This is a genomic window from Salinisphaera orenii subsp. halophila YIM 95161, assembly GCF_003732545.1.
In the GTDB taxonomy this organism is placed as follows: domain Bacteria; phylum Pseudomonadota; class Gammaproteobacteria; order Nevskiales; family Salinisphaeraceae; genus Salinisphaera; species Salinisphaera orenii_A.
The window spans coordinates 1-12075 of the sequence record NZ_AYKF01000122.1; the positions used below are offsets into that span (position 1 = coordinate 1).

Below are 12075 nucleotides of genomic sequence, written 5' to 3' on the forward strand. Positions count from 1 at the left end.
GCTGATCCAGCCTTTGCGGACGCTTTGTCTGATCTGGTGCGCGATGGCGCACAGCGCATCATCAAACAGGCCGTGCAAGCCGAACTGGATGCGTTTCTGCAGGCCCACACCGATCGAGACGGCGCAGGGCGCCGTGAAGTGGTCCGCAACGGCTACCAGCCCGAACGCGACGTGCTCACGGGCGTTGGCCCCGTCTCGGTGGCGCTGCCCAAGACGCGGGATCGCGCCGGACGCGGCCGACGTTTTTCCTCGGCGTTGCTGCCGCCGTATCTGAAGAAGACACGCCGGCTGGAATCGGTGCTGCCGTGGCTGTATCTCAAGGGCGTATCGACCAACGACTTCGACGAAGCGCTCAAGGCCTTGTTCGGTGAGTCGGTCAAAGGCCTGTCGGCGTCGACGATCAGCCGGCTCAAGGTCGGCTGGGAGCACGAGTACGACACATTCCGAGAGCGCGACTGGCGCGGTCACGAGATGGTGTATCTCTGGGCCGACGGCATTTACGTCAATGTGCGCGCCGCCGAGCGGCGTTGCGTGCTGGTGGTCATCGGCTGTGACAGCCACGGCCGCAAGCACTTCCTGGCCATCGAGGACGGCTTCCGGGAATCCACCGAGAGCTGGAAAGCGCTGCTGCTGAGCCTGCGTGATCGCGGGGTGACCGTCGCACCCAAGCTGGCGGTCGGCGACGGCGCGATGGGCTTCTGGGCCGCACTGGCCGAGGTCTATCCGAAGACCGCGGTTCAGCGCTGCTGGGTCCATAAAACCGCGAACGTGCTCGACAAGCTGCCCCAACGGATACAGCCGCAGGCCAAAGGCCATCTCCACGAGATCTGGCAGGCCGACACGCGTCATCACGCCGAGCAGGCGTTTGATCGCTTTGTTGCCACCTATGACGACAAATACCCAAAGGCCACGGCGTGCCTGCAAAAAGACCGCGCTGAACTGCTGGCCTTCTACGACTTTCCGGCGGCGCACTGGCGGCATCTACGGACCAGTAATCCGATCGAGTCCACCTTTGCCACGATTCGCTTGCGAACGGCGGCTACGCGTAACTGTGTGAGTGCCAAGAGCGGCCTGGCGCTGGTCCACCAACTGGCGATGAGCGCCCAGAAACGCTGGCGCCGGTTACGCGGCTTCAAGCAACTCGCCGACGTCATCAACGGCGTCCAATTCATCGACGGCATAGACGAACGCCAACTCAGCAGGAAAGCCGCCTAGCTTCTTTCGCATACACCAGATTTGACAGTAACTCTCAACTCCGACAGCGTCTGCGCTCGGCCGATACTGATGAGGCGGCGCGCTGCTTTGTAGCCCCAGCGGCCGTCCAGCTGATTCGCAAGCGCCTCCGCCAAACAGAGCAAAGCCCTTGGCTAGCGAATGAGTCTTTCGTTCCCCAAAAAAAGGCTGACAGCGCCGCCGAGATTAGTCGGACACGTCCGACAAATCGTCATTAGTTAACGGCTACTCAATCGTGACCCGCAAGCGATACGTTTCGCGGGGACACGCACAACGGGGGATAGCGGTCGCGCTATCGGTCAATGCCTTGATTTTTGCCCACTTCTTTCTCTGGCGTCCGGCTCGCTACGACCTCACGCCGCAACGCATCCTCTCGCGTTTCTACGGCGGGCATCTGTGCCACGAACTGCTGTGCCTGCTTCGCCAGCTGCTGATCGGCGGCGCTGCCCTGCCCTAGCTCATCGATGACTTGCCGCTACCGTCTGACCGCGCCCCGCCCTTCGGCGTCGCGCTGTCGTCTTCGAGATCGAATAGCCCACTCACGGTTGGCCTCGCATTTCCACCTTCTGCACAAGCGCGACAACAGCGCGCTTGTGTTCCTGGATAGCGGCGATGGCGGCATTGAGCGTATCGGCATCTGGCCCGGTGGCCAGCGGGTCGATATTCAGCGCGCGTGCAATCTGATTGAGATTGCGACCGATCGCAGCCAGCTCCGATCGCGACCGGCGTAGCTCGGTGATTTCCGTCTGGCTCATGGCAGGCGATCGATTGATGGCCTGGACCAGCATACGAGTTGCCCACGACGTGCGGTTATCGAAGTCGGTTCGCTCTACATGCTCATCAAGAGCGGCCACCTCACGAGCGGTCAGTCGCACGTTGACCTGGCCGGTTGTCGGCCCGGGCCGACTCTGCACGCCGGCATCGTCCGACTTGGCTGGAAGGCGATCGATGATCGCTTTCAGAACCGCAGCGGAGCTGGCGCCGTGGGCGTCAGCGTAGCTCTTGAGTCTCGCTCTGCGTGGCTCGTCGATGCTGAACGCGAAGCGGGAAGCAGCCATGAAGAACAAAGTAGGGAGAGATGCGTAAACCGTACCGCTGTGGCGGATATGGTGCAAAGTGCTAGCACTTTGCGAATCCTGCACTCTCTCCCTACCTATCTCATTTGTCGGAACGTTCCGACAAATGTTGCCCGCACTCTTCTCCTACCGATCCCATTCGTCGGAACGTTCCGACAAATGTTGCCCCGCACTCTCTTCCTGCCTATCCCATTCGTCGGAACGTTCCGACAAATGTTGCCCGCACTCTTCTCCTACCGACCCCATTCGTCGGAACGTTCCGACAGATGTTGCCCCACACTCTCTTCCTACCTATCCCATTCGTCGGAACGTTCCGACAGATGTTGCCCCGCACTCTCTTCCTACCTATCCCATTCGTCGGAACGTTCCGACAGATGTTGTCCCGGGAGCAAAGGCCGACGGTGATCAACGGTGCGACGCAGCGTTTCGCCAAGTGGCTTAGCGAAGTCTAGGCGACGGTCGCCCACGAAGACTCACTGCCTGTCCGCTTCGCGGCCACCACCGATGCGGTTTCGGGCTCAATGAACGGCCCTCCATCGCATTGGCGGCGAGAGCTGTGGATTTCGTGGGCGATCCCACTCATGGGGTGGGGTGCCTAATAAATAGACCCTTCGTGGGGGCGACCTGTCGGCCCGGGCCGACGCAGCGCAGTTTGCGTCTCACGTAATTTGCGGAGATGACGCTAAGAACGAGGTCTAAGATCCGCCATTCTTAGATGGGTTTTAGATCGCTTGAGAAATCTGCCGCCCGGCCGTCCGGCTTCGCTCGGCGACATTACCAATCAGCGACGAGCTCAGGGTCAGCATCGATGCATTTACCTTGTACGCTGCCGGTGCAATGCTCTGAATTGAGACACTTCTGAAGTGGAGGAATCATGATCAACATTCTAGGCATCGTCGGCGTCCTGGCTACGGTTGCCGTAGTCATCGGCGGTCTCGCATACGCTCAAAAGAAACACCGAAATAGCCTCCACCATTGAGCCTAGAAGCCCTGCAGAGGCCAGTATGGGGTTCGGTCGCTAAGTTCCAGTAGCCCGATTTTCGCCAGGCACCATGACGCTTAGTAGTACACAGTACTTGTGGATAAGCCCGTGGGTATGTCCATGTGCAAGGGTACGTTTAAAGGTCTCGGATACCTCTGGTTAAAACTCAACCACACTGAGGCGCAATGCGCGTCGATACGTCGGCCATCTTGGCCTGCGTCATGCAGCCGCGACCGCTATCCCCCCAAGGCTCGACGACGACCGATTCCCTGAAACAGCGGCCTTTCGACCCACAATGACGCGGTGTCGTGAGCGGCAGGTCTGTTTCGTGGCCAGCGAGCGATCAATAGGCGCGACCGCTATCCCCCTTGGGGCATTTCGCCACTCGCGTTGCAGAGGCTATCTGCGTTGGCTGTTATTCCATAAGTACAAACTGGTCATATTCGAGCTTTAGATCGTATGACACCCTCTGGGAAGGCTGATGCTGACGGTCGTCCGGGCCATAAGCGATGCCCTCTAGATGAAGTATTTCATCTCTTGCAGACATACTGCGGAGTTTTACCAGCTCCAGGTTCGGGATGGTGAAATCCGCTTTAATCACTGGCTCGGCCGAGCCGAATCCGCTGTGTTCGACAACAGTGAAGTGCGGAAGGGACGTGCCATTCCCGCCGCTACAACCATAATCACCGTTCCAGTGAACAACCCAAACAGCGCCGAAAGTGCTTAAGCCGGCTTCCATTCCCTCCTTGATCTGTACCGCCTTGTATTGATTCGGCGGATAGTCACTTGGATCAGGTAACTGGCACGCAATGAGTTCGCTGTATTGCTGCACTTTTTTCGACGCGTCACTAGTATCGAACGCGTGAGCCGACGTGGCGACAGCGACGAGAGCGAGCCCGGTGGTTACCTTTCTCATTGTCTTGCCTCATTAATGTTCCTCGATACCTCAAGATCGGTATCGGCGTCAGGCATGGGGCCTTTAGCATTCCGCAAGAGTGAGCTGCTCAACTATATTGAGTAATCGTCATTCGCACGGTTGCCGATGCTTTCGCTAATGACCCAACTCTCGTAAGCCGGATAACGACCCTCGCGCAGTAACCCGTTTAGTGCCGAGATGTCCTTATCGGGGCTAAGCCATTTTCGTGCAGCCTCGGCCGTGAGTGCTTGAGGCTGGCGATCGTGGATATGCGCGATGTCATCGTTCGCCGGGCCCGTCAGGATTGCGAACGTGACTTGCCCACTAGCCGCATGATCGTCAGGTAGTCGGGATGCTTTGGACCAGATGCCGGCGAAGAAGAATGGCTGCTGGGTTTTTGGTTGGATAGCGTAGGGCTGCTTGCGATCGCCGGCGCGCTGCCATTCGTACCACCAGTCCGCTGCGATCAAGCATCGCTGGTGTCGAAATGACTTGGCGAAGAGCTTTTTCTCGTGGGCTGTCTCTGACCTGGCGTTGATAGGAGCCAATTTAGTGCCGGCCGCCCAGTTCGGTATGAAGCCCCACCATCCGGGGCCAAGTGTCAGCTCGCCAGTATCCGGATTCTTCAGCGCGCAGAGCTGGAACGTACCCGGCGGCCGGTTATAGCTCGCCGTATCGTCTAGTTTTGGCGAGACCGTAGCGCCGATGATTTTCGCGTAGGCCTCGGCAGCAGTGGTTCGCCCATAACTTCCGCACATCGGTTATCGACTGCGTACTAGATCCACTTCGCGCTCCAACGTCTTCGCACGAGATTCGGCTGCTTCTCGTTCTTTGCGTTCCTCGTAGCGATGCTGAAGAACGGCCACCGCTATGCCGGCGACTAAAAGGAACGCCAACACGCAGAACAGTGGTATTAGGCTCGCCATAGCAGGCACCTCGTTGTCCGCTTACCGTTTTTCTTATCGTCGCATCAATCCGTCTTGAGCTGCCGACTCGGTGCTTATCTCCAACAAGAGATGCTTGCGCAAAGCTGCTGAATTTCGCGCTCCGACTGCTGCGATTTCGACTTTTCCACAGTTTTTGGCCGCCTACTATAGGACTCCTCCTATAGGTACTATAGGAGGGGCTCTGAAGCCATTGGGGCGCAATGGTTTCAAGCGGTCTTGGTGACCGTTTATGCGTAATTTTGTGACCGTTTATGCGTAAAACCGGCAAAATTTGGTGACCGTTTATGCGTGGATAAGTTGGGCTATCCAGAGGGTTATCCACAGTTGATCAACGCGCAGCCTGATCGACAGCTGGGTTCTTCTCGCCAGCTGAACCGGCTCATCTGGCAGGTGCAATAGAGGTACATCCGCAAGTTGCGCCAACAATGCGTAAAACACCGTAATTAGCTGTTTATAAAGAGCAATCGTGTTTTATAGAGTGCCGTCGTATGTTGTTGATTTGCCTTATAATCACCTATTGCTGCAGAACTCATAATCCCTTGGTCGTCGGTTCGAGTCCGACCGGGCCCACCAAAAATTTCAATCATCTAGCTTTACGCCGATCCCCTTGCATCGGATCTTTCTCCGGCTTGGGAAGAGATCGGGAAGCACTCCGGACGCCAAACCTATCGACGCCGCCGCGGTGGCTGCGGCGTGACCGGCGCCGGGATGAACGGCCAGTCGCTTAGCACGTCCAGTCATCGCTGAACGAGTTGCACGAGCTGTAGGATTACGGCTTCATGCAGACACCGAAGCGCGATACCCCCTCTCGCGCCGTCGTCCTCGGCGATATCGCCTTCACGGTCGACCGCATCATGGGCTGACTGACCGCGCAGCACGCGCGCCTCCTGAGGATTCTTTCGTTATCCGCGCCTGGCCTCCAACCCCGCTCTTGCGCATTGCCGGCCGTCGCGCGTATCGATGCAAGCCTATCGCGCCTACGGCAAGACCGATGATCGACGCCATATCCTGTTTGGTCCACCGTTCGCCAGCGCATCCCGCATGCAACGCGCCAGCGACCGGCAGACATGGCCTTGAGGTGGCGATCCGCAATTACCTGCCAGCACCCGACTCAGCGCTCAAGCACCAGCAGCGGGTCGATACGCGTGGCGTACCAGGTCATGCCCCAGTGCAGATGCGGGCCGGTCGCCCGGCCGGTCGCACCGACTTCGCCGATGATTTCGCCCTGCTCGACCGTCTCCCCGACACCGACGTTCATCTTCGACAGATGCAAGAAGTTCGAGCCGATGCCGTGGCCGTGGTCGATGAGCACGGTACCGCCGGTCAGATAGAGGTCGTCGGCGAAGACCACGCGCCCGGCGGCCGGCGCTTTCACCGGCGTGCCGGTGGCGGCGGCGATGTCCATGCCGGAATGCGCCGATCCCGGCGTGCCGTTGTAGATGCGCTGATTGCCGAAACGACCGCTGATTCGGCCGGGCACCGGTCGGATGAAGTCCTGGGTGAAGCCGATGCCGTCGTCGCTGGTCTCGCGAGCCCGAGCGACGGCCTGCTGCTCCCGGCCGATCCGCTCGGCGATCTCCGGGGGCGGGTCCACGGTCTTCGGCGGCACGCCGTCCACCCGCTCGATCGGCCAGTCGCGGGGCGCGATGGCGATCCGCACTGTGCGCTCGCTCGCCCCGGGCGGCGTCACCGTGACCGCCGCCGTACCGCTCGCGTCGCGGGCCACACCGAAGACCACGCTGCCGTAGTCGGTCACCCGCAGTTCGCGGTCGGCGTGGACGACACGACTGCCCGGCGGCACCTTGCCGATGACCATGGCGCCCTGCGGGACGCGCTCCGGAAAGACAACCGTAGCGTCATTCGCCTCGGCGGCACCGGCGATAAGCACGAGCAGCAACAGTGCGTGCAATACGATGTGGCGGTTGATTCGGGCGGTCGGCACCATGGGCTCCGGCAGGCTGAGCGCTGATCGTAGTCTGTCAGACCGCGACCGTAACGCGGTCGTTACAGATGGCGTGCGATGACCATGCGCTGGACATCGCTGGTGCCCTCGTAGATCTGGCAGACACGCACGTCGCGGTAGATGCGCTCGACCGCGTAATCGGCCAGATAACCGTAGCCGCCCAGGGTCTGGATGGCATCGGAGCAGACCTGTTCCGCCATCTCCGATGCGAACAGCTTGGCCATGCACGCTTCCGACAGGCCCGGTTCGCCTGCCTCCCGCAGGCCGGCGGCGTGCAGCACGAGCTGCCGTGCGGCCTCAATGCGGCTGGCCATGTCGGCCAGCCGAAAGGCCACGGCCTGATGCTCGATGATCGGCCGGCCGAAGCTCTCGCGCTCGCGGGCGTAGTCGCGCGCGATCTCGTAGGCGGCGCGCGCCATGCCCACCGCCTGGGCCGCGATACCGATGCGCCCGCCTTCCAGATTGGCCAGCGCGATGCGATAGCCCGCGCCCACCTCGCCCAGGCGGCACTCGTCGGGCACCACCATGCCGTCGAAGTGAAGCGCGCAGGTATCCGAGGCCCGCTGGCCCAGCTTGTGCTCGACCCGCGATACCGAGAAACCGGGCGTGTCGGTGGGCACGATGAACGCGCTGATCGCATCCTTCGCGCCCGCCTCGCCGGTACGGGCGAACACGATGACGATGTCGGCCTGCGCGCCGGAGGTGATGAACTGCTTGGCGCCGTTTAGTACCCAGCCGTCACCCTCGCGACGCGCCGTGGTGCGGATGTTGCGCGCGTCGGAGCCGGCCTGCGGCTCGGTGAGCGCGAAGGCGCCGAGCATGTCGCCGGCGGCCAGCGGGCGCAGGAAACGCGCGCGCTGGGCGTCGGTGCCGAAGGTGAGGATCGGCAGGCAGGCGACCGAGTTGTGCACGGAGACGATGGTGGAACACGCGCCGTCGCCGGCGGCGATTTCCTCCAGGGCCATGGCGTAGGCGACGTAACCGGTCTCCGCACCGCCCCAGTCCGCCGGCACAAGCATGCCGAGCAGCCCGAGCTCGGCCATCTCGCGCACCGCCTCTGCGGGGAAGCGACCATCGCGATCCCAGTCCGCCGCCTGCGGTTTCAGGCGGGTCTGCGCGAAGTCCTGGACGGCCTCGGCGATCCGGCGCTGTTCCTCGGTGGCCGGCACGGGATCAGGCGCAGCGCTCGAGCGCGATCGCCGTGGCCTCGCCGCCGCCGATGCAGATGGAGGCCACGCCGCGTCGGACATCGCGTTCACGCATGGCCGAGAGCAGCGTCACCAGAATGCGCGCGCCCGAGGCGCCGATGGGGTGCCCGAGCGCACAGGCGCCGCCGCGCACGTTGACCTTCTCGTGCGGCAGGTCGAAGGCCGCCATCGCGGCCAGGGGGACGACCGCGAATGCCTCGTTGATCTCGAACAGATCGACATCCGCCAGCGACCAGCCGGTGCGCTCGCCGAGCCGCTTCATCGCGCCGATCGGCGCGGTCGGGAACAGGCCCGGCTCGTCGGCATGGGACGCATGTCCGCGCACCACCGCGAGCGGCGTCAGACCGCGACGCTCGGCTTCGGCACGTCGCATCAGCAGCAGTGCGGCACCGCCGTCGGAGATGGAGCTGGCGTTGGCCGCGGTCACCGTGCCGCCCTCGCGGAAGGCGGGCTTGAGTTCCGGCACGCGCTCGATGCTCGCGCTGTGCGGCTGCTCGTCCGTGGCCACCGTGGTCTCGCGCCGACCACGGCCGACGGTCACGGGAACGATCTCGTCGTCGAAGGCGCCCGACTCGATGGCGGCCCGGGCACGCTCGAGGGAGGCGATGGCGAAGGCGTCCTGGTCGCGCCGCGAAAAACCCTGCGCTTCGGCGCAGTCCTCGGCATAGGTGCCCATCAGCCGGCCCGGCTCGTAGGCATCCTCGAGGCCGTCGAGAAACATGTGGTCGACCACCCGACCGTGGCCCATACGGTAGCCCGCCCGGGCGCGATCAAGCAGATACGGCGCGTTGGACATGCTCTCCATGCCACCGGCGACCGCCACATCGGCGCTGCCGCCGGCCAGCAGATCGTGGGCGAGCATGGTCGCCGCCATGCCCGAGCCGCACATCTTGTTGACGGTGGTGCAGCGGGTCGAGCGCGCCAGACCGGCGCCGAGCGCGGCCTGGCGAGCGGGCGCCTGGCCGAGACCGGCCGGCAGCACGCATCCCATGAGTGTCTCGTGGACGCTGTCCGCGGCGACTCCGCTGGACTCGATCACCGCGCGCACCGCCGCGGCCCCGAGCGCCGGCGCGGCGGCCGCGGCCAGCGTACCCTGCAGCCCGCCCATCGGCGTACGGGCCGCAGCCACGATGACGACCGGATCTTCCGCCATGATTCAACTCCTTGTGTCACATTTCATGCGCCGATCGGCGCGGTTCAACGGCTCCGTATCCGCAGCCCCTGAACCTCGTGAGGCGCGACCCGCGGCACGACGACCGAATGTACCACCGCCGGCGCCGCCCGGTCCGTAACGGCGCGCGAAACCACGCCGCTCGGTGGGCGCGATCGCCTGTCTGAACATACGGTGCCGAGGCGCCCCGGTCGTCATCTGCCGGATCGTAGCCATAAAAAAGGCCCCGCCGAGGCGGGGCCCGATGGTGCAGATCGAAGATCCGGTCAGGCCTGGCGCAGGGCGCCCGGCACGCGGATGTCCTCGATCATGTCGCGGATCTCGGACGGCGGCGCCGGCGTTACCCGCGAGACCAGGAATGCGACGATGGAGTTGATAGCCGCGCCGATCGCCCCGAAGGACTCCGGCTGGATGCCGAGGAACCAGTAGCCGGACTCGTCCGGGAACAGATTGGTGCCCGGGACGAAGAACATGCCCTTGAACACGAAGATGTAGAGCACGGTGGCCGCCAGGCCCGCCAGCATGCCGGCGATCGCGCCCTCACGGTTCATGCGCTTGGAGAACACGCCCATGAGCAGCACCGGGAAGATGGAGGATGCGGCCAGCCCGAAGGCCAGTGCGACCACCTCGGCCGCGAATCCCGGTGGATTCATGCCGAGATACCCCGCGACCAGAATCGAGCCGGTCATCGCGATGCGTCCCGCCATGAGCTCGTTCTTCTCGGATATATCCGGTTTGAGCATGCTCTTGAGCAAGTCGTGTGATATCGCCGAGGAGATGGCGAGCAACAGTCCCGCCGCCGTCGACAGTGCGGCGGCCACGCCGCCCGCGGCTACGAGCGCGATCACCCAGGACGGCAGCTGCGCGATCTCGGGGTTGGCGAGCACCATGATGTCACGGTCGACCGTGACCATCTCGTTGCCTTCCCAACCGTAACCGCTGGCTTCTTCCGCGAATTCGTCGCTACTTTCGTTGTAGTACTGGATCCGACCATCGTCGTTCTTGTCCTCGAAGGCGAGCAGGCCCGTGCCCTCCCAGGTCTTGAACCATTCCGGACGTTCGCTGTACTCCAGATTGCCGCTCTCTTCGCCCACGGGACCGGTCTGCACGGTCTCCATGAGGTTCAGCCGCGCCATCGCGCCGACCGCCGGTGCGGTGGTGTAGAGAATGGCGATGAAGAACAGCGCCCAGCCGACCGACTTGCGAGCGTCGGTGACCTTGCGCACGGTGAAGAAGCGGATGATGACGTGCGGCAGCCCCGCCGTGCCGATCATCAGCGACAGCGTCAGCATGAACACGTTGAGCGTCGAGTGTTCTGGCGTCGTGAAACTGTCGAAACCGAGATCGGTGATCACCGTATCGAGCCGCTCGAGCAGATACACCCCGCTTCCGTCGGCCATGGTCGAGCCCAGGCCGATCTGCGGCAGCGGCACGCCCGTGAGCTGCATGGAGATGAAGACTGCGGGCACCGTGAACGCGAAGATGAGCACGATGTACTGCGCGATCTGGGTGTAGGTGATGCCCTTCATGCCGCCGAGCACCGCGTAGACGAACACCACGGCCATGCCGATCATCACGCCGGTCTCGAACTCGACCTGCAGAAAGCGCCCGAAGGCCACGCCGACGCCCTTCATCTGGCCGATCACATAGGTGATCGACGCGACGATCAGGCAGATGACCGCCACGGTGCGCGCGACGTTGGAGTAATAACGGGCGCCGATGAACGCCGGCACCGTGAAGCTGCCGAACTTGCGCAGATATGGCGCCAGCAGCAGCGCCAGCAGCACGAAGCCACCGGTCCAGCCCATGAGATAGGGCGAGGCGTTATAGCCGAGAAACGCGATCAGGCCGGCCATCGAGATGAACGACGCCGCGCTCATCCAGTCCGCGGCCGTGGCCATGCCGTTAGCCACGGGGCCCACGCCGCCACCGGCCACGTAGAAATCGTCGGTACTGCCGGCGCGGGAGGCGACCGCAATCACCAGGTACAGCAGAAAGCTGCCCCCGACCATGAGGTAGATCCAGGTTTGTGTATCCATTCCGTGCTACTCCTTCTCGGCCACGCCGAATTCCCGATCCAGCTTGTTCATGCGCCAGGCGTAGAAGAAGATCAGGAACAGGAAGACATAGATCGAGCCCTGCTGGGCGAAGAAGTAGCCGAGCGGATAGCCCCCGATCGAGAACGCATTGAGAACGTCCACGAGCAGAATGCCGCACAGATACGACACCACGAACCAGACGACGAGAAGCTTGAGTAGTAACCGGACGTTCGCGCGCCAGTAATCGGCGGCCGTCCCGGTCGGTCGGTCGGACATGTCCCCTCCCTTGAGTGTTTTCGGTTTGCTGACCAACGCCATCCTCGGCGAGCGCCCGCCTCCCTGCAATGAGACTTTCGGCTATTCGACGTTTTGTCCACGGTCACCGGTGCTGGCGACAGTTATCCCGATTGTCTTTAATGCTCGCCGTTCTCCATGGCATGTCACGCCCACAAAAAAGCCCGGCCGAAGCCGTAATGCTGTTCACTTAAGCATTGCAGGTTAGGCGGAGCTTACCGAGAATCCGGCTTTCACATGTGGAAG

At 62.6% G+C, this 12075-nt stretch carries 10 protein-coding genes; 2 read left to right on the plus strand and 8 right to left on the minus strand.

Annotation, left to right across the window (positions count from 1 at the left end; all coding sequences use genetic code 11):
- Nucleotides 1–24 precede the first annotated feature (24 nt).
- Both SAHL_RS15320 and SAHL_RS17890 read left to right on the plus strand, forming a co-directional pair.
- The gene (locus tag SAHL_RS15320; protein WP_245968566.1) at nt 25–1215 is read left to right on the plus strand and encodes an IS256 family transposase; all 1191 of its coding nucleotides are present in this window, start codon (nt 25–27) and stop codon (nt 1213–1215) included.
- A gap of 325 nt (nt 1216–1540) precedes the next feature.
- Nucleotides 1541–1690, plus strand: coding sequence for a hypothetical protein (locus tag SAHL_RS17890; RefSeq protein ID WP_184947754.1), 150 nt, complete (start codon nt 1541–1543; stop codon nt 1688–1690).
- Between the two features lie 82 nt (nt 1691–1772).
- On the opposite strand, the gene mobC is transcribed toward SAHL_RS17890, so the two are convergent.
- From mobC to SAHL_RS15365, 8 genes are all read right to left on the minus strand, one after another.
- A complete protein-coding gene (mobC, locus tag SAHL_RS15325; protein ID WP_148045584.1) occupies nt 1773–2375 on the minus strand; it encodes a plasmid mobilization relaxosome protein MobC in 603 nt (200 codons plus the stop codon).
- Between the two features lie 1331 nt (nt 2376–3706).
- Nucleotides 3707–4207 carry a hypothetical protein gene (locus SAHL_RS15335; protein ID WP_123592297.1) on the minus strand — a complete coding sequence of 167 codons (501 nt, stop codon included), beginning with the start codon at nt 4205–4207 and terminating at the stop codon, nt 3707–3709.
- A gap of 92 nt (nt 4208–4299) precedes the next feature.
- Complete coding sequence (locus SAHL_RS15340) at nt 4300–4965, minus strand: SOS response-associated peptidase (protein ID WP_123592298.1); 666 nt, start codon at nt 4963–4965, stop codon at nt 4300–4302.
- A gap of 1300 nt (nt 4966–6265) precedes the next feature.
- On the minus strand, nt 6266–7099 hold the full coding sequence (locus SAHL_RS15345) for a M23 family metallopeptidase (RefSeq protein ID WP_123592299.1): 834 nt from the start codon (nt 7097–7099) through the stop codon (nt 6266–6268).
- 59 nt (nt 7100–7158) lie between these two features.
- The gene (locus tag SAHL_RS15350) at nt 7159–8286 is read right to left on the minus strand and encodes an acyl-CoA dehydrogenase family protein (protein ID WP_221177994.1); all 1128 of its coding nucleotides are present in this window, start codon (nt 8284–8286) and stop codon (nt 7159–7161) included.
- 4 nt (nt 8287–8290) lie between these two features.
- The gene (locus SAHL_RS15355; protein ID WP_123592301.1) at nt 8291–9478 is read right to left on the minus strand and encodes an acetyl-CoA C-acyltransferase; all 1188 of its coding nucleotides are present in this window, start codon (nt 9476–9478) and stop codon (nt 8291–8293) included.
- A 284-nt stretch (nt 9479–9762) separates the two neighbouring features.
- The gene (locus tag SAHL_RS15360) at nt 9763–11535 is read right to left on the minus strand and encodes a sodium:solute symporter family protein (RefSeq protein ID WP_123592302.1); all 1773 of its coding nucleotides are present in this window, start codon (nt 11533–11535) and stop codon (nt 9763–9765) included.
- Between the two features lie 6 nt (nt 11536–11541).
- Entirely contained in the window at nt 11542–11811 is a 270-nt protein-coding gene (locus SAHL_RS15365; protein ID WP_123592303.1) for a DUF4212 domain-containing protein, read from the minus strand.
- Nucleotides 11812–12075 lie beyond the last annotated feature (264 nt).